The sequence below is a fragment of the Sinomicrobium soli genome, from assembly GCF_003285545.1.
Taxonomy (GTDB): Bacteria; Bacteroidota; Bacteroidia; order Flavobacteriales; family Flavobacteriaceae; genus Sinomicrobium.
The window spans coordinates 23,871-42,957 of the sequence record NZ_QLNV01000001.1 but is presented as its reverse complement, the minus strand read 5'-3'; the positions used below and the strand labels follow the sequence as shown (position 1 = coordinate 42,957).

Here is a 19,087-nt window from a genome sequence, read left to right as displayed (position 1 = left end):
CCTCCTGGTGGTTGTATACATTATTCGTAACCTTTCAGGTTTTTAACGACTTCTTTGAGAATTCCGGTGGGGAGTGTACAGGTATTATTTTTACATAAATAAATAACAGTACTGTCTTCGTGATACCGCTGCCGCAAAAGGGGCAGGCCGGATCTTTCCGATGTACCGGTCACTGTTTTCAGGGGGAGATAGTGGCTGTTGAGGATTTTTGCGTATGCTGCGGCCTCCGGGCCGGAGATAACGACTTCCCGGAATCCGGAGGTGTGGTAAAGCATCAGGCTCAGCCAGTTGGCGTGAAAAGACGGGTGGCTTTGTATGTCGTCCAGCATCTGTTGTAGCATCAGGCTTGCGGTTTTCCCGTATTTTTCATCGTCAAAATGCCTGGATAGTACAAAGAGGTTCCCGGCCATGATGGAGTTGGAAGACGGGATCACATTGTCCTGTCTTTCCACACTTCGTGCAATCAGTGCCGCATCCAGGTCTGAAGTAAAAAAGAACATATGGCTCCGCGGATCGTGGAAATGCGTGAAAACATAGTCTGTGAGTGCCCTGGATACCTGTAACCACTGTTCGTCGAGGGTTGCTTCATGAAGCGCGATAAAAGCATCTGTAACCGCGGCATAATCTTCCAGGAACGCATTGATGCTGCTTTTGCCTCCCTTGTGATTGCGGAATAGTCTTCCGTTGCCGTCGTATTGCTTTTCCAGTATAAAACGGGCATTTTTCAGGGCGGCCTCCAGGAAGGATCTTTCGCCGAAAACCTTATAGGCATCCGTATAACCCTTTAGCATGAGGGCATTCCAGGAAGTCAGTATTTTGTCGTCCAGCCGCGGGCGGGGGCGCTGTTCCCTGTAGTCGAGGAGCAGGTGTTTCCAGGAATTCAGCTTGCCGGAAAGCAGGCCTTCCTCAATATGGTTCCGGGCGGCGATCTCCCTGTCCGGGGCACTTCGGATCAGGACATACCGGTCTTCTTCCCACAGGCCGTAACCATTGATGTTGTAATACGCTGCGAACAGGGGGAAATCATCGCCGAGGAGGGTTTTCAGCTCTTCTTCCTTCCAGGTGTAGTAGGCACCTTCCCGAAGCCGGCCCTCCGGGTCTGTACTGTCGGCATCGAGGGAGGAGTAAAAGGCGCCGTCATCGCCGGTCAGTTCCCGGCGGACGAATTCAAGGGTTTCAAAGACGACCGTTTTGTAGAGCTTGCTGCCTGTGGCTGCGTAGGCATTGGCATAGAGGCTTACGAGCTGTCCGTTGTCATAAAGCATTTTTTCAAAGTGCGGGACATGCCATTTACGGTCTGTCGAGTACCGTGAAAACCCTCCCCCGACCTGGTCGTAAATTCCGCCGTAAGCCATTTTGGTCAGTGTGAGTTCTACATATTGCATAAGGGCCTTGTCTCCGGCAACGGAGGCGTAGTCCAGCAGAAAAGCGATATTGCCCGGCATCATGAATTTCGGGGCCCTGTCGGGTCCGCCGTACTCGTAGTCGAATCCGGACCTCCACCGGGACACGGCCTGCCTGATCTGGCTGTCCGAAAAAGGAGAGATGTCGTGTTTCGGTACGATGCTTTCCATCCTCTGCAATCCCTGTTCCAGTCTTGTGGCGTATTCCTGCAGCTTACGGGGTTCCTGTTCATACAGATCGCGGATCTGCCACAGTGTTCCTGTCCACCGGTCTTTTGAAAGGTATGTGCCGCCCCATACCGGACGGCCGTCCGGGAGGGCCACTATATTCAGCGGCCATCCGCCCTGCCCGGTCATCACCTGTAAGGCGGTCATATATACCTGGTCTATATCAGGCCGCTCCTCCCGGTCTACCTTGATATTGATAAAGTGTGCATTCATGACCTCGGCCACTTCACTGTCCTCAAAACACTCCTGTTCCATGACGTGGCACCAGTGGCATGAAGCGTATCCTATGCTTATCAGCAACAGCCGGTTGGAGGCAACGGCCTCTTCGAGGACTTCCGGTTTCCAGGGTTTCCACTGAACGGGATTGTGCGCGTGTTGCAGCAGGTACGGACTGCTTTCATGAATAAGGTCGTTGGTGTAGGGATCTGCCATTGGGAAACGTTTTTAATAGCGTTGTAAAATAAGACAAAAAAGCGCTTCAACAGTATTGAAACGCTTTTTTGGTTACATTTTTCCTGTCGTCTGTTTTTTTAATCCTGCACCTCAAAGGTGATCTTGAGGTTTACCCGGAATTCGCTGATGTCACTGCCCTGGACCACGGCACTCTGGTCCTGTACGTACACCGACCGGATGTTCTTCACGGTTTTTGAGGCCTGTGCAATAGCCTTTCTGGCGGCATCTTCCCAGCTTTGCGGGGAGCTTGCCAATACTTCGATTACTTTTAAAACTGCCATAATATCAATATTTTAAATGATTACCCTTATAATATAAGAAAAAAAAGGACGGTAATTATGACAAAATGCCTTAAATTGTAGATTAAGAAACTGTTATAAACATCTGCGTAATGTTTTCGTAACATTAAATTAACTTTACTTTAATTAAGTTGACAGACTTTTGCCTCTGTAAAGAATACGTATGGAACAGATATATATGGTAATGCTGATAGCCCTTGCGCTGTTGGCCATAACGGATCTGGTAGTAGGAGTGAGTAACGATGCCGTTAATTTTCTGAATTCGGCGATAGGGTCCAAAGCGGTTTCCATGAAGACCATCATGATCGTGGCAAGTGTGGGTATTGCCTGCGGTGCCCTGTTTTCCAGCGGGATGATGGAGATAGCCCGCAGTGGTATTTTTGTTCCGAGCATGTTTACCTTTAACGAGGTGATGATCATTTTTATGGCCGTGATGATCGCTGATATCCTGTTGCTGGATGTTTTCAATTCCATAGGTTTGCCGACTTCCACTACAGTGTCCATAGTGTTTGAACTGCTCGGGGCAGCAGTATGTCTCGCCGGATACAAGATCGTAGTGCAGAACGGCGATATGTCCAGCCTGGGAGAATATATCAATACGACGAAGGCCTCGCAGATCGTGATCAGTATATTGCTTTCCGTTGCCCTGTCATTTACCGTCGGGGCCCTGGTGCAATATATCTCGAGACTGGTTTTTACATTTCAGTTCGAAAAGAAGGTTAAGTATATAGGCGCTATTTTCGGGGGGCTTGCCATTACGGCGATCACCTTTTTTATCCTGATCAAGGGGATGAAGGGTGTTTCTTTTATCCCTGCTGAAACCTATGCGTGGATAACCACGCATCAGCTTATCATCCTCGGTATAAGCCTGGTGTTCTGGACTGTACTGTCGCAGGTGCTGATGAGCGTCTTCAGGATCAATATTCTCCGGCTTATCATTATTATCGGGACTTTCGCCCTGGCCATGGCATTTGCGGGGAATGACCTGGTGAATTTTATCGGGGTGCCCATAGCGGCTTTCCAGTCGTATGGTTTTTTTGTGGATTCCGGTATGTCTGCCAATACATATACTATGGGAGCACTGGCCAGCGAGGAAATTGTAGCACCTTTCTATTTCCTGCTGTTTGCGGGAATAGTGATGGTCATCACATTGTGGACCTCCAAAAAGGCACGCGATGTTATTGCCACCGGGGTAGACCTGTCCCGCCAGGGCGACGGGGCAGAAAAGTTCTCGCCCAATGCGCTTTCCCGTTTTATTGTAAGGGCTTCGGTATATGCCGGGGCGGGTATCAACTATTTTCTGCCCAAATCTGTACAGCTCAAGATAGATAAACAGTTTGAACAGCCCGAGACCAGGCGCAGGAAAAACAAGGATGCCCCGGCCTTCGATATGGTAAGGGCTTCCGTAAACCTTATGGTGGCCAGTATACTGATATCCATAGGGACCTCCCTTAAGCTTCCGCTGTCTACAACTTATGTGACCTTTATGGTGGCTATGGGAACTTCCTTTGCCGACCGCGCATGGGACAGGGAAAGTGCCGTATACCGCGTGGCAGGAGTGTTTAATGTTATAGGAGGATGGTTCCTCACGGCTATTGTAGCCTTTGTTGCCGCGGCTTCCATAGCCTATCTGCTTACCATAGGCGGGGTAGTGTCGTTTGTGGGACTGCTCATCGTAGTGGCCGTCCTGCTGTACCGGAGTGCCAGGATACACGCCCGGAAGAACCAGGAAAAAGAAGAACAGCGAAGGCTCAGGACGGAAGATATTATTACCATACACGAAATTGTAAACGACAGTTCGCACCATATTTCCAAGGTTATCGGAAAAACAAATAAGCTGTATACCGAGGTGGTAGATCACCTGGGGCTGCAGGATCTCAAAAAGCTTAAGAAAAACAAGAAGACCCTGAAAAAACTGGAGGATGAGGTCGATGAACTGAAAGGGGAACTGTTCTATTTCATAAAATCGCTGGACGAATCTTCGATAGAAGCCAGTAAGTTCTATATCCTGATGCTGGATAACCTGCAGGACATGGTGCAGTCGATAGGCTATATTGTGAAAAACAGTTATTCGCATGTCAATAACAATCACAAGAACCTCAAGTTTAACCAGATCAGGGACCTGAAGAAGATCGACAAGGACCTGCAGGTGCTGTTCGACAAGATACAGGAAACTTTTGACAAGGAATCCTTTAAGAAGATCGACGGTATCCTGGAAGAGAAACAGGAATTGTTCGACAGGGTATCCGATCTCATTCAGAAGCAGATAGACCGTATCCGCACCACGGAGACCAGTCCGAAAAACACCAAACTGTATTTTGGGCTGTTGCTGGAAACCAAAGACCTGATCTCTGCCAGTATGAATCTCCTGGAGCTCTTCAGGGACTTCTATTCGGATTATAAGGAGGTCAAGGAAAAAGCCTTTCCGGTACTGTAGTGCCGTCGTTAGTTTGCAAACGACGAAATGGCCGGAAGTCGGGAGTCGTTATCCTATGTTTGTAGTGGCTTTGTCATTCCGACGATAGAGCCTGTCCCGGCCTTTTCGGTCGGGAAGGAATCTCCGGGCTCTCCGTTATGCTGTTGAAGGTTTTTTGATCTTGGGTGGAGATTCCCTGCCTGCCGGCAGGCAGGTTCACTGCGTTCTGAATGACATTTTAAACAAACTAAACCTCCGGTAGCCGTTGAGCCGGCAGGTGTAATGTAATGCTCCGGTGCTTGTGTAGGTTTATGTTATCCGTTAATGGCCACTACTTCGTTTACCTTTCCGTGAAGCATTTCCTTAAGCATGGTCTCTATACCGTTCTTGAGGGTAAATGTGGAAGAAGGACAACCGCTGCAGGCCCCCTGTAATACGAGTTTTACCACTTTGCTCTCCTCGTCATACGATTCGAAGAGAATATTTCCCCCGTCACTGGCTACGGCCGGTTTGACATATTCTTCTATAATCCCGATAATCTCCCTGGAGGTCTCCCCGATATCGCTGTTATCCGCTTCCGGAGCAATGGCACTTTTATTGGTTTTCTGTGTCTGTATGGTATCGGAAACAACGGGTTTGCCTTCCTCGAGGTATACCCGTATATATTCGCGCAGTTCCATCGTAATATCGTTCCAGTCGGCGATGTCGTATTTGGTGATGGAAATATAATTCTCATCGATAAATACTTCCCTTACGAACGGAAAGTGGAAGAGCGACTGTGCCAGGGGAGCGTCTTTGGCCTCGTCGATATTCTTGAATTCGAAGGTCGAGCTCACCAGTTTCTTGTTGGCGACAAATTTGAGCACTGCCGGGTTCGGGGTGCTTTCCGCATAGATGGTATAAGGCAAGCGGGTTTCGGCTTCTGCCTCTTTCACTACGGGCCGGCCGCTTTCCAGGTAATTGGCGATCTGGGCAGCTACTTCTTCCCGGACATCTTCCCACGCCACAATATCGTATCGCTCTATGGCTACAAAATTTCCCGAGATAAACACGGTCTTGACAAACGGCAGGTAAAAGAGCTGTTGCGCCAGCGGGGAGTCCCGGGCTTCATCGATGTTCCGGTATTCGTAGCTCGTGTGTTCCGTCAGGAAACGGGAAGCTTCAAACTTTATAATGGCCGGATTGGAGGTCGGTTTTATTTTTACAGTGCTGTTTTCCATTTCAATTGCATTTTGGTGCAAAGTTACATATACTTTTCCGGATATTTTACCACAGTGGCCTGCGCTTGTTTATATTTGTGCCTGCGACCGTAAACACAAAGAGGTATGATTGTAAAAAAGATTAACGGAAAAGCGCCCGTAATGGGAAAAGACTGTTTTATAGCCGAGAATGCGGTGATCGTGGGTGAAGTCAGTATGGGAGACCAGTGCAGCGTATGGTTTCATGCGGTAATACGGGGGGATGTACACTATATCCGTATGGGCGACAGGGTCAACGTGCAGGACGGCGCCGTTATTCATGCCACCTATCAGAAGTCGCCCACGACGATCGGAAACAATGTTTCCATCGGGCACAATGCCATTGTACACGGTTGTACCATACACGATAATGTACTGATCGGGATGGGAAGTATTGTGATGGATGACTGTGTGGTGGAGCGCAACAGCATTATTGCTGCCGGAGCTGTCGTTACAAAGAACACCAGGGTAGAGGCAGGAAGTATCTATGCGGGAGTGCCTGCCAGGAAAGTCAGGGATATAAGCCAGGAACTGCTTTCCGGGGAGATCGAACGGATTGCGGCAAATTATGTAAAATATTCCGGCTGGTATGAGGAGTGAACAGGACCGGTACCCGGCGAAAGAGGACGGATTTTCAGAATATGCGAAAAGATGTCCGGCTGCCAGTAAACAATTTATTATTTTTGACCGGTGAATACGGTTAAGGGAGTCGGGAGTTGTCATTCCGACGATAGAGCCTGTCCCGGCCTTTTCGGTCGGGGAGGAATCTCCGGCGCTTCCGTATTTTTCATAAACTGAGAACTACAAACCAATAAACTATGAAAGCATATATATTCCCCGGTCAGGGAGCACAATTTTCAGGTATGGGAGCCGACCTGTACGAACAGTCGGAAACGGCACGGAAGCTTTTTGATACGGCCAATGAAATACTGGGGTTTGCCATTACCGATATTATGTTTAACGGATCGGATGAAGACCTCCGGCAGACAAAGGTTACCCAGCCTGCCGTATTTCTCCATTCGGTTGTACTGAGTAAAACACTGGGAGCAGCTTTTGCCCCCGATATGGTTGCCGGTCATTCCCTCGGGGAGTTTTCGGCACTGGTGGCCAATGGCGCACTGGGGTTTGAGGACGGACTGAAACTGGTCTTTCAGCGTGCCCTGGCGATGCAGAAAGCCTGCGAGTTGCAACCGAGTACCATGGCTGCGGTGCTGGGGCTCGAAGATACTGTGGTAGAGCAGGTATGTGAGGCTACCGGGGGCATAGTTGTTCCCGCTAATTACAACTGCCCCGGGCAGCTTGTGATATCGGGAGAGACAGATGCCGTAAACAGGGCCTGTGAGGCCCTTAAGGAGGCCGGTGCCAGAAGGGCGTTGGTGCTTCCTGTGGGGGGCGCTTTTCATTCTCCCTTGATGGAACCGGCGCGGGAAGAACTCGCTTCGGCCATAGAGCAGACCGTTTTTAATACCCCGGCCTGTCCCATATACCAGAATGTGACCACCACGGCTGTAACCAGCCCGGACGAGATCAGAAGGAACCTGATAGCACAGCTCACAGCCCCCGTAAAATGGACACAGAGCGTGCAGCAGATGATAGCCGACGGTGCCAGCCTGTTTACTGAAGTAGGTCCCGGGAAGGTATTGCAGGGGCTGGTAAAGAAAATAGACCGGAATGCCGAAGTCGCTTCGGCATGATGCTGTTGTAGAATAGCGCCTTCTTTAATATATTGCAGGCTGTATTCTGACTGATCTGATATTTTATTTTGTTAAATCTTATTTTGTACATATGTCATTCAAGGCGGTTTTAAGTGTTGGCGGTAAGAAGGTAAATATCTTAAGCGTCAATTACGACCTGGCACAGGAAGTTGATGCCACGGGTCGTCCTTCGTCCGTAACAAGAGGGGGGAGAATTAATATTACGGTAGAGTCTACGGGAGATTCTTTCTTTTTTGAATGGATGACCAACAATTTTGAGCGCAAGAACGGGACCATAACCTTTATAAAGCGCAACACGGATGCCAAGCTGAAAGAAGTGAATTTTACCGAAGGCTACCTGGTCAAATACCGGGAAAACTTTGAGTCTTCGGGATACAACCCTTTAACGGAAACATTTACCATTTCCTGCCGGGAATTGTCCTGCGGGGGCGGTGTTCATGAAAACCAGTGGGTATAAGCAGCCCTGTAGTTTCAGACATTCTTCTGTACCACTTCAAAGACCTTGCTGCCATCGCATTTCAGGGTCTTGGAGGGGAATTTGAGCAACAGGGCATAGTCGTGGGTGGCCATGAGTATGGTACGGCCATTCTGGTTGATCTCCTGTAACACCTTCATCACCTCGACACTGGTCTGGGGGTCCAGGTTTCCGGTAGGTTCGTCGGCGAGTATGAGCTCGGGGTCATTCAACAGGGCGCGGGCTATGGCTACACGTTGCTGTTCCCCTCCCGAGAGCTGATGCGGGAATTTGAACCCTTTGGTTTTCATGCCGACACGTCCGAGAACATCTTCTATACGCGCTACGATCTTGTCCTTGTCTTTCCAGCCGGTGGCGTGCAGTACGAACAGCAGGTTGTCGTTTACCGTGCGGTCCGGAAGCAGGTTGAAATCCTGAAAAACAATACCGAGCTTGCGACGGAGAAAGGGGATGTCCTTTTCTTTCAGTGTTCTCAGGTCGAAGTCGGTGACCATGCCTGAGCCCTGGGTCAGGGGAAGGTCGCCGTAAAGCGTTTTCATAAAACTGCTCTTACCGCTGCCGGTCTTTCCGATGAGGTAGACAAACTCTCCCTGGTTAATGCTTAGATTGATCTCACTTAAAACCAGGCTCTCTCTTTGATAAATGGCTACGTCGCGGAGTTCTACAATAGTGTTTGACATGTTCGGGCTTTTATACAAGGGTAAAAATAATAAAAGTTAGGGGTCCCTGCAGCAAAGCGGGGTGTTAAATTCTTTTGGCCTGCCGGGAAAGGCCGCAGGCGTGTTCCGGGAGCATTTTCGCGGTAAGACAGGGAGCTATGCCCTTTTTTATATCGTTAATCCCTTTGTGGATAATTATCATCCGAAAGCTGCGTTATAGGTTGTATATTGGGTTATCTTTGGTTGAAGAAAAAATTTGTTTTATGCGATATATAAGGGTTATTCCGCTTGTTGCCAGTTGCTGTTTTCTATGGACGGCCACAGCACAGCTGTCTGAAGTGTACACCTATACCGATAAGGATTATGAAAAAGCGCTGGAGCTTTACCACAACAAGCAGTACGGCGCCGCACAGCGTATCTTTGAAAAGGTCAGGCTGAGCACCCGTGACGAAGAGCTGGCCGCCAACAGTGCGTATTATACGGCCAGCAGTGCCATAAGGTTGCAACAGGCCGGGGCGGAAAAACTCATGGAGAATTTTGTAGAAGACTATCCGACCTCTACCAAGAGGAATACGGCATATATCGATGCGGGGGATTATTATTTTTCCCACGGAAAATATCCGCAGGCCCTCAAATGGTATGACAAGGCTGAAGCACAGGGCCTGGGCACGGGAGAAGAAGATGCCTTTACCTTTAAAAAGGGATATGCCCTGTTTGCCGTAAAACGGCCTGCCGATGCCAAAACCTATTTCAATCGCGTGGCTTCTTCGGAAGAATACGGGGACAGGGCCAAGTATTACCTGGGGTATATGGCTTATGAAGGTGATGATTACAATGAGGCGACGGCTTATTTTGACCAGGTTTCCGACAACAGGGAGCTCAACAGGAACCTGTCGTATTACCAGGCAGATATGAGTTTTAAGGCCGGAAAGTTTGAAGAAGCCATAGACCTTGCCAGGGAGCAGCTTCCCAAGTCGAAGCCTGCCGAGATATCGGAGCTCAACAAGATCATTGGGGAAAGCTATTTTAACCTCAGGGAGTATGAGGCAGCCATACCTTATCTGAAAGAATATAAAGGAAAAAAAGGCAAGTGGAACAATACCGATTTTTACCAGCTGGGCTATGCCTACTACAAGCAGGGTGATTACGAGAAAGCCATAGGGCAGTTCAACAGGATCATCGGGGGGAACGATTTTGTAGCGCAGAACGCCTATTATCACCTGGCGGAGTGCTACCTTAAGGGAAACAGGAAACAGCAGGCGCTCAATGCGTTCCGGAATGCCTCGGAAATGGATTTTAACGCAGAGATCAGGGAAGATGCATTACTCAATTATGCCAGGCTGAGCTATGATATCGGAAACCCGTATCAAAGTGTTCCCGAAGTGCTGCACTCCTTTGTAGAGAAATACCCGGAATCGGGATACCGCCAGGAGGTGGAAGCGCTTCTGGTCGACTCCTATGTGACGTCGAAGAATTACGATGCGGCCCTGGAGCTCCTTCAGAAGAACAACAGTTACGGCAACAGGGAAGTATACCAGAAAGTGGCTTTTTTCCGCGGGGTCGAATTGTTCCGGGATGGCAAGTTCGGGGAGAGCGCATCGTATTTTGACAAGGCCATAGCCGAACCGGAAGATGAAGAATATACGGCAAGGGCCATTTACTGGAGGGGAGAAACGGCATACCGCCAGCAACATTATGAAGAGGCCGCGGAGTATTTCGGGGATTTCCTGAGAGAGCCCAGGGCCTACAGGACCCCTGAATTCTACAAGGCGGATTATCAGCTGGGATATGCCGCTTTCAAGCAGAAGGATTACGGTAATGCCGTTGCGCATTTTAAAAAGTTTACCGATAGCGAGAGCAGTCTGGAAGACCGCGAAAGGCTGAACGATGCCTGGATAAGGCTGGGAGACAGTTATTTTGCGACTTCAAAATACTGGCCGGCGATGGAAGCGTATAACAATGCCATTGCGATGCGTGAGGGCCATGAGGATTATGCCTCGTTTCAGAAAGCCATCAGTTATGGTTTCGTAGACCGCGTTCCGCAGAAAGTGGAGGCGCTCAATGCCTTTATCCGGGAGTTCCCGGATTCCGGCCTTCGCGATGATGCGATGTACGAACTGGGGAATACTTATGTAGCGCAGAACAGGTCTGCCGATGCTACCGGGATGTACCAGCGCCTGGTCGGGGAATATCCCATGAGCCCGTTTGTGGCCAAGGCCATGTTACGTGAAGGGCTGGTGTATTACAATGCCGGAGAAAATGAAAAGGCCCTGGAAAAATTCCGCGGCGTAGCCGATTATTTCCCGGAGACTTCCGAGGCCATGCAGGCCGTATCTACAGCCAAATTGATCTATATGGATATGGGGCAGGTCGATGCGTATGCCAGTTGGGTGAAAGGACTGGATTTTGTGGAAGTAACCGATGCCGAACTGGACCATGCAACCTTCGAATCGGCAGAGCGGCAGTATGCACAGAACAACCCGGAGGAAGCCATAAAGGGATTTGAGGGCTACCTGGAGAAATTCCCCAGGGGAATACATGCGAACGAGGCCCATTTCTATACGGCGCAATCTTATGATGCCAGGGAAGAAACGGTTAAGGCGGTACCTCATTATGAAAAGGTCGCAGAGGGAGGGAGAAACGAATTTACGGAACAGGCCCTGGTGCGCCTCGGACAGCTGTACCTCGACGAAAAAAATGATGAGAAGGCCCTGCCGGTACTTTCCAGGCTGGAAAAAGAAGCGGGGTCTCCCCAGAATGTCCTCTTTGCCAAATCAAACCTGATGAAGGTAAACTACGAGCAGGGGAACCATATGGAAGCGGTCACTTATGCCAGGGAACTGCTGGAGCAGGAAAGTACCGACCAGAGGATCAGAAGGGATGCCAATACGATCATTGCCCGGTCTGCCGTCGCGGCGGGGGACGATGCTACTGCAAAATCGGCTTATGAAGCACTGGCCGGAACGGCGACCGGTGCGCTGGCTGCCGAAGCCCTCTATTACGATGCGTACTTTAAAAATAAGGAAGGGGATTATGAAGCCTCTAACGAGAGTGTACAGCAACTGGCCGGGGAGTATTCGGGGTATAAGGAATTCGGGGCGAAAGGGCTGCTGCTGATGGCCAGGAATTTTTATGCCATGGACGATGCCTTTCAGGCTACCTATATTCTCGATAACCTGATCAGCAGTTTCGGGGACTATCCCGAAGTGGTGGAAGAGGCGCGTAACGAACTCGCCCGCATCAAGGCTGAAGAGGCCAAGACGAATTCTTCAGTGAATCCGAATAATAACTAAAATCCCATACCTGAATAATGTATCATAAATCTGAAAATACCGGGAAACAATACAGAGATATCCTTGCCGCATTTATGCCTTTATGCCTTTTCGCGGCAATGATGTGTGTCACCGCGGGAATGTCTGCACAGGAAAAGGAAGATATAGGTACGGAAACGGTCAATGTCATAAAGCCTTACAAGGCCAGTATACCCGATGCCTTTAAGGTGAGGGAAGACCCTGTACTGGAAGACTCCGTGCTGTTGCAGAAAAAAGAGATAAACTACAGTATATTCTCGGTGCCCGTGGCATCGACTTTTGTTCCCGAAAAGGGGAAGGCCGCCGTAGTGGAAAAAAGAAAAAGGGAAATGCTGTACAACAGCTACGTATCCCTCGGACTGGGAAATTACAGCACCGCCCTGCTGGATTTCTATACCAGCCGGGAGATCAGCAGAGACCAGTCGTTCGATATAGGGCTGAACCATCACTCGTCCCTGGCACAGCTGGACGAGACCGAACTGGATACCAAATTCTTCGACACCCATCTGAAGGCATCGTATAACAATGCCGGTCGCTTTTACCGCTGGGGGATCAATGCCGGGTTTCACCACCAGATATACAACTGGTATGGCCTGCCGGAGCAAGCCGGATTTGATTTGCCTGTGATCAGGAGTATAGACGAACGCCTTACCTATTACACGGCGTCGGTAGGCGGACAGCTCGAAGCCGTAGAGGAATCGGTCTTTACCGGAGGGGAAGTGTCGTATAAGCGTTTCTGGGATGCCGAGAGCTCCGGGGAAAACCGCCTGGTATTCAAGCCTTCCTTCGAATTTCCCATCTCTGATGAACAGAGTGTGACCACTCATATTACCGCAGACTATGTGGGCGGGGAATTCAGGCATGAATACTACAGCGGGGAAAAAATGAAATACGGTAGCCTGTTACTGGGGATCAATCCCAATTTTGTACTTGGAGGAGATGATTATACCATTAATCTCGGGGCTTCCGTGTTCTACGGAATGGATATCGAGAACAGTGATAATGATGTCTATATCTACCCCCGGATCGATGCTTCTTACCGCCTGGTGGAAGAATACGTTACGGTTTACGGAGGGGTGAAGGGCGGACTCGACCAGAATTCGTACCACGACCTGGCGCAGGAGAACCTCTTTGTGGCTCCTTCACTTGGAATAACCCCTACAGACCGTCAATACGATGCCTTTCTGGGAATGAAGGGAAAGCTGTCCTCTACCGTGGGCTATAATGTAAAGGCATCTTATAGGGCCGAGAATAATAAACCCCTATACCTTGCAAACCCGGTGATTTCCGGTACGGCGGATAACGAGGGATATATGTACGGGAATTCGTTCGGGGTGGTATATGACGATGTGACTACCTTTTCCGCTTTCGGGGAACTGCATGCCGATATCAGCAGGGGCCTCACCCTCGGGGTCAATGCGGAAGTTTCGGGGTACGATACGGACGAACAGGAAGAAGCCTGGAACCTTCCCGTGGTAAGAGGGTCGTTTTTCGGGGATTACCAGATCGGGGAGCACTGGTCTGCCGGGGCCAATATGTTTTTCGTAGGGAAGCGAAAGGACCTGTATACGCACATGGGTGCCGGTACTACTCCCTTAACTTCGGAAATCGTGGACCTCGACAGTTATTTTGACATTAACCTCCGTCTGGGGTACAGGTTTAACGACCAGGTATCCCTGTTTGCCAAGGCCAATAATATAGCCAATAACCGGTACACACGCTGGATGAACTACCAGGTACAGGGCTTCCAGGTCCTTGGTGGGGTTACTTTTAAATTCGATATGTAGCCGGGGGAGTGGTCTATTCCAGGCCATCTATGGAAACAAGCACTGTTCCCTTGAGTTTTATCAGTGCTACCATGGCATTGGTGGCCAGTTGCATCCGGTCGAGTTCGATATCCCGGACCTCTCCGTTCACAAAAACGCCTTTTGCGGGAGAATAGTTGTCGAGGTACTGTGCTATCATTTCCCGGCCTTCGGCGAGATCGGGTGCTATGGAATACCGGCACTTTTCCTGTAACTGGCGGAGCACGTAATTCCCGGCCAGCCACTGGGCCGATTTCAATAAGGCATTCCGGGTATCCAGGACATAGTCCAGCTTGTCAAAATAGATCTCTTTGGTCACCTGGTTGTACTGCGGGTACCCGGCCAGGTAAATGGTGCCGTCAATACTTCCCGAGACTTCCAGCGCTACGATGATCTTTCCTTCCTTGTGCCAGATGTCGACGTTCTCTACCGATATTTTGCGTTTCCCTTCCCCGAACTCATAACCCCTGAAGTTTTTGGTGATGATCCTCGAAGCATCCTTGTACGACGATATCACGGCAATGCTGACACTTACCGATTCGGGGATCTCCTTTACCGGTTTCAGGGCGATGTGTTCCTTGTCGAATACCACCGGGGGCTGTTGCCCGATCACCGTTTCCATAATACATTTCATCCCCATTTTAAAGGAGATGGCCTGCTCTTTCAGGGTGGCATCGGTGATGTAGAGTTCCCGGGGAATGATGCGCATCCAGCTTTCATAGGTGTCGCTCATCCGGAAAGGGGTGCATACCTGTTGCAGGGCCTCCAGTACATTCGGCTTGAAATCGAGTGACTCCCTGATGGCCCCGTCTATACTTTCTTCGATCACCGACCGGAACAGGGCAACGGCCGGGTTTACCAGGCCGGTCACCGTAACTTTCTGTCCCATGACGTTCGTGGTGGGCTCTTCGTTCCACACCAGCGATTTCAACCTTGTATTGGTCCGGAGTTCCCAGTTGAAAAGGCCTACATCGCTTATGAGGGTAACGGTGCCGTTCAGGTATATATTCCTGATGTCTTCGAGGGGGAGCCCGAAATTCCGGGCGCTGAACTTATATTGTATCAGGGCCTTAAGCGGTAAAACGGTCTTGAGTTTTCCGTTTTCGTTGGTTATGGAAATATCCTGTTCCTTCCACACCTTCATTTTCAGGTCGTCTTCCTTAAAATCATCATCTTCGTAGATCAGCCCTTCAAAAGAACTGTTTGTTATGCGTTCTACATCCTTCAGTTTTATACTGACCGGGAGGTTGATAAACGAATGGGTGTTTTCATAGGTCGCAGGAGCAGCTTTATCGGGTTCGGGCTTCAGGGTCGCTATCTTTTTTGTGGATGAACACCCTGTCAGGATAAGACAGAGCAGGAGGTATAGCAGGAGAGTACCGGTGTATTCGTGGTTTTTCATGGGTAAGCATGATTAAAAAGTTTTTAAAGATAGCAAATCAATACGAAAGGGAGCTATTTACAGGCCATTGGATAAATATGGTGCGGGACGCATCATTGCTAAGGTATAATTACAGCTTTTTTATATCTTTGGGGCCGTGATGAAACCTGTGGCCAGAATAAAGCAACCTATCTATACCGAAATGGAACTTTTTGAGAAAAAGTTCCACGAGTCCATGTCTTCAAAGGTCTCGTTGCTTAACCGCATAACCTATTATATTGTAAACCGGAAGGGAAAGCAGATGCGCCCCATGTTTGTGTTCCTGGTGGCCAAAATGGTATCGGGAGGAAAGGTAAATGAGCGCACCTACCGGGGGGCGTCGGTTATAGAACTCATCCACACCGCCACCCTTGTACATGACGATGTGGTGGACGACAGCAATCGCCGGCGTGGCTTTTTCTCGCTCAATGCACTGTGGAAGAACAAGATCGCCGTACTGGTCGGGGATTACCTGCTCTCCAAAGGGTTGCTGCTCTCCATAGACAATGACGATTTCGATCTGCTGAAGATCATTTCCGTTGCAGTCAGGGAGATGAGCGAAGGAGAACTCCTGCAGATCGAGAAAGCCCGGAAGCTCGATATTACCGAAGAAGTGTATTACGAGATCATCCGGCAGAAGACTGCTACCCTGATTGCAGCGTGCTGCGCACTGGGAGCCTGTTCCGTAAAGCCCGGGTCGGAGGAAACCGAAAGGATGAGAAAGTTCGGTGAACTCATCGGAATGGCCTTTCAGATCAAGGACGACCTGTTCGATTACGGGGATGAACGCATCGGAAAGCCTACGGGAATAGATATCAAGGAACAGAAAATGACGCTTCCCCTGATCTATACCCTTAACCACTGTGACGAAAAGGACAAGCGCTGGCTTATCAATTCGGTGAAGAACCACAACAAGGACATGGCACGGGTTAAGGAGGTGATCGGTTTCGTAAAGGATAAGGGCGGACTGCAATATGCGGAGCGGAAGATGAAGGAGTTTCAGAAAAAAGCCCTGGAAATCCTGGATGCCTATCCTGCTTCGGAATATAAGGAGTCCCTGGAACTCATGGTCAATTATGTCATAGACCGTAAAAAATAATACCTCTTCAGAAAAAAACATACCTTCAGGCAACCTTTTTATAAAGCGGGACGTCTATAGAAATGAAAGCACCCGATGAAAAGACGACTTTTGAAGATCATACCACTATATAAGGACGAAAACCAGCTGTTGCGCAAGGCAGCTGCAAATCACCGCGGGGCCCAGCGGGAACTCTATGACAAGTACGCTTCCAAAATGCTGAGTGTATGCCGCAGTTATATCAGGGATACCCATTTTGCAGAAGATGTGATGATCCGGGGGTTTTACAAGGTGTTTGCGAATCTTAGTGCCTTTCGCCGTGAAGGTAGTTTTGAAGGCTGGGTAAGGCGGATTATGGTACGGGAATGTATTTCCTTTCTCCGCCGGGAAAAATCGCTGTCTTTTGTAGAGGTCAGTGAGTTGCCGGAAAACACCGCGGCGCATATCCCCGAAACGGACGCCCCGGATACGGAAGAAATACAAACGCTCATCGACCTGTTGCCGGAAGGGTATAAGGCTGTTTTCCTGATGTATGCCGTAGAGGGGTATTCGCACCGGGAAATAGCGGCAGCCCTGCACATATCGGAAAGCACGTCGAAATCACAACTGTTCAAAGCGAGGAAAATGCTGAAAGATCGCATCCTGGAATTAAAAGAGAAAGAAAATGGAACGAGATAGGCTGGAAAGGCAAATACGGGAGAAACTGGAACAAAGGAGAATAACACCTGCTGCATCTGCCTGGGACAGGCTGGAGCAGCAGCTGGAAAGTCGGCCGGCATCTTCTCCCCGGCACAAACGGGCGTCGCTTTTTGCGGTTGCTTCGGCAGTGGGCATAGTAGTGCTGGGGTTGCTGCTGTGGGAAAAACGGCCGGAAAGGGCAACGGTCCCGGCAGTAGTATCTGCCCCGGAAACCGGCGATACGGTTCCGGTAAATACGGAAAGTAAGGAGAGGCAGGTAAAAAACGGGAAAACGGAAACAGAAGTTGCAGCTGCGGAAAAGCCGGCCTCCGGGCGTCCGGAGCCTGTACGGGAACAGCATTTCGAAACCGGTTCCGTTCCCGTATATGACCCCGTGAAAGATACCGGGCAGCAGGCTGTTGTGCAGGCAGAAGAAACCGGAAAGAGGGAAAAGGAAGATGAGAAAGTTGCCGGGGTGGTTTCGAAGCTCCTGGAAATTAATAAAGAGCGGGAAGTGACCGACGAAGATATCGAAATGATGCTGGCACATGCACAGCGCGAAATTGCCGCAGAGCGGCTGCAGCTCAGCGATAGCGGCAGTGTTGATGCCATGGCGCTTCTGGACGAGGTGGAAGCCGAAATAGACCGGTCTTTCCGGGAAAAGGTACTGGAAGCGCTGAAGGACGGGCTGGCCAGGGTAGGCACCGCGCTTGCCGATAGGAATTAGTACAAAAATCATCCATAAAATCCATTGATCATGTTGCGAATTGTTATGTATGTCACCTTGGTGACAATGACTTTTATTGCCCAGAATTTAGGGGCGCAAACAGCGAAAGACAGCCTCGATATGCACCGTAAGGAACGGGTGCTCGAGGCTTTGAAAAAAGAAAGGGAGCGTGTGGTCCCGGAAGAAAAATCCAGGCTGAAAAAGGAAGTGGAGCGTATACAGGCCCTGCAGCGGGAAGGGAAGATCAGCGCCGGTGAAGCACAACGGCGGAAAGAGCAGGAAGCAAAGCGCTCGGCCCTGAATATCGAGAACAGGCTGGCTATCCTGGATAATAAGGAAGCGTTGGTGGAAAGGGGAGAGTACGCTAAGCTCGATCTGAATGCGATTGAAGGCAGTATGTTGAGAATAGACTTTGGGACAGAAAATGAGGAAGATGGAGATTTACTTTTTGGGATAGAGTTTAAAAGTGACAACAAGAAAAAAAAGTACGACAAAAGGACCACTTCCGATCTTATTATTGCCGTAGGGCTCAACAATGCGATTATTGAAGGACAATCGCTTAACGACAGCCCGTACAAGGCCTGGGGCAGCAGGTTCTTCGAGTTGGGGTGGCAATGGAAAACGAGACTGCTGAAAAACAGCAATGCCGTACGGGTGAGTTACGGGCTGTCTCTGCATTCTAACGGTTTAAAACCCAAGGACGACCGGTATTTTGTGAGCGAGGGGGAAACGACGTACCTGGAACCTTTTCCGCATAAGCTGAAAAAGGCCAAATTCAGGCAGGACCACCTTGTAGTGCCTTTGTTCCTTGAGTTCGGGCCGTCGGAAAAAAAGGAATACGATCGTTACTTCAGGTATTCCACCCGTAAGAAATTCAAGGTGGGCATAGGCGGGTATGCCGGGGTCAACCTGACTTCCAGGCAGAAGCTGAAGTACAGGGATGAAAGCGGGAGCCATACCAAAGAAAAGATCAAGGACAGTTATAATACCAATGATTTTGTCTATGGCCTGGCGGCTTATGTGGGAGCTGGAGATGTGTCGGTCTATCTGAAATACGACCTCAATCCCATATTCAGGGACCCCAACCCGGAACAGCGGAATATTTCCCTGGGGCTCCGCTTCGAATTATAAGGGAGCGTAAAAGATCCCGGTAAAAAAATAAAATTCCGTAATTTTGATCCC

15 protein-coding genes are annotated in these 19,087 nt (G+C 49.6%); 10 read left to right on the top strand and 5 right to left on the bottom strand.

The genetic code is table 11. The annotated features are described in order from the left end of the window. Nucleotides 1-20 precede the first annotated feature (20 nt). Nucleotides 21-2,063, bottom strand: coding sequence for a thioredoxin domain-containing protein (locus DN748_RS00190; RefSeq protein WP_112369748.1), 2,043 nt, complete (start codon nucleotides 2,061-2,063; stop codon nucleotides 21-23). Nucleotides 2,064-2,161: 98 nt separating this feature from the next. Then, entirely contained in the window at nucleotides 2,162-2,365 is a 204-nt protein-coding gene (locus tag DN748_RS00185) for a dodecin family protein (protein WP_112369747.1), read from the bottom strand. A gap of 181 nt (nucleotides 2,366-2,546) precedes the next feature. On the opposite strand from DN748_RS00185, the gene DN748_RS00180 reads away from it, so the two are divergent. Next, the gene (locus DN748_RS00180) at nucleotides 2,547-4,820 is read left to right on the top strand and encodes an inorganic phosphate transporter (protein WP_112369746.1); all 2,274 of its coding nucleotides are present in this window, start codon (nucleotides 2,547-2,549) and stop codon (nucleotides 4,818-4,820) included. 293 nt (nucleotides 4,821-5,113) lie between these two features. Here DN748_RS00180 and DN748_RS00175 read toward each other — a convergent pair whose 3' ends face one another. After that, nucleotides 5,114-6,019, bottom strand: a complete 906-nt coding sequence (locus DN748_RS00175; RefSeq protein WP_112369745.1) for a NifU family protein — start codon at nucleotides 6,017-6,019, stop codon at nucleotides 5,114-5,116. 105 nt (nucleotides 6,020-6,124) lie between these two features. Here DN748_RS00175 and DN748_RS00170 point away from each other — a divergent pair, with 105 nt between their 5' ends. From DN748_RS00170 to tssD, 3 genes are all read left to right on the top strand, one after another. Then, nucleotides 6,125-6,637 carry a gamma carbonic anhydrase family protein gene (locus DN748_RS00170; RefSeq protein ID WP_112369744.1) on the top strand — a complete coding sequence of 171 codons (513 nt, stop codon included), beginning with the start codon at nucleotides 6,125-6,127 and terminating at the stop codon, nucleotides 6,635-6,637. 218 nt (nucleotides 6,638-6,855) lie between these two features. Next, entirely contained in the window at nucleotides 6,856-7,731 is an 876-nt protein-coding gene (gene fabD, locus DN748_RS00165; RefSeq protein WP_112369743.1) for an ACP S-malonyltransferase, read from the top strand. Between the two features lie 91 nt (nucleotides 7,732-7,822). Next, the gene (gene tssD / locus DN748_RS00160) at nucleotides 7,823-8,209 is read left to right on the top strand and encodes a type VI secretion system tube protein TssD (protein ID WP_112369742.1); all 387 of its coding nucleotides are present in this window, start codon (nucleotides 7,823-7,825) and stop codon (nucleotides 8,207-8,209) included. Between the two features lie 14 nt (nucleotides 8,210-8,223). Here the strand turns inward: tssD and DN748_RS00155 are convergent, their stop codons facing one another. After that, complete coding sequence (locus tag DN748_RS00155; RefSeq protein ID WP_112369741.1) at nucleotides 8,224-8,907, bottom strand: cell division ATP-binding protein FtsE; 684 nt, start codon at nucleotides 8,905-8,907, stop codon at nucleotides 8,224-8,226. A 242-nt stretch (nucleotides 8,908-9,149) separates the two neighbouring features. Here DN748_RS00155 and DN748_RS00150 point away from each other — a divergent pair, with 242 nt between their 5' ends. Then, nucleotides 9,150-12,179: a tetratricopeptide repeat protein gene (locus tag DN748_RS00150; protein ID WP_112369740.1), complete on the top strand. Its 3,030-nt coding sequence runs from the start codon at nucleotides 9,150-9,152 to the stop codon at nucleotides 12,177-12,179. A gap of 17 nt (nucleotides 12,180-12,196) precedes the next feature. Continuing rightward, nucleotides 12,197-13,984, top strand: coding sequence for a porin family protein (locus DN748_RS00145; RefSeq protein WP_236636735.1), 1,788 nt, complete (start codon nucleotides 12,197-12,199; stop codon nucleotides 13,982-13,984). A gap of 13 nt (nucleotides 13,985-13,997) precedes the next feature. Here DN748_RS00145 and DN748_RS00140 read toward each other — a convergent pair whose 3' ends face one another. After that, nucleotides 13,998-15,404 carry a DUF4403 family protein gene (locus tag DN748_RS00140; protein ID WP_112369739.1) on the bottom strand — a complete coding sequence of 469 codons (1,407 nt, stop codon included), beginning with the start codon at nucleotides 15,402-15,404 and terminating at the stop codon, nucleotides 13,998-14,000. Between the two features lie 139 nt (nucleotides 15,405-15,543). Here DN748_RS00140 and DN748_RS00135 point away from each other — a divergent pair, with 139 nt between their 5' ends. From DN748_RS00135 to DN748_RS00120, 4 genes are all read left to right on the top strand, one after another. Next, nucleotides 15,544-16,521, top strand: coding sequence for a polyprenyl synthetase family protein (locus tag DN748_RS00135; RefSeq protein WP_112369738.1), 978 nt, complete (start codon nucleotides 15,544-15,546; stop codon nucleotides 16,519-16,521). Nucleotides 16,522-16,596: 75 nt separating this feature from the next. Continuing rightward, a complete protein-coding gene (locus tag DN748_RS00130; protein WP_236636734.1) occupies nucleotides 16,597-17,178 on the top strand; it encodes an RNA polymerase sigma factor in 582 nt (193 codons plus the stop codon). Next, on the top strand, nucleotides 17,165-17,905 hold the full coding sequence (locus DN748_RS00125; RefSeq protein ID WP_112369736.1) for a hypothetical protein: 741 nt from the start codon (nucleotides 17,165-17,167) through the stop codon (nucleotides 17,903-17,905). The genes DN748_RS00130 and DN748_RS00125 overlap by 14 nt, the downstream gene beginning before the upstream one ends. Before the next feature lie 30 nt (nucleotides 17,906-17,935). Then, a complete protein-coding gene (locus DN748_RS00120) occupies nucleotides 17,936-19,036 on the top strand; it encodes a porin family protein (RefSeq protein WP_112369735.1) in 1,101 nt (366 codons plus the stop codon). Nucleotides 19,037-19,087: the final 51 nt, after the last annotated feature.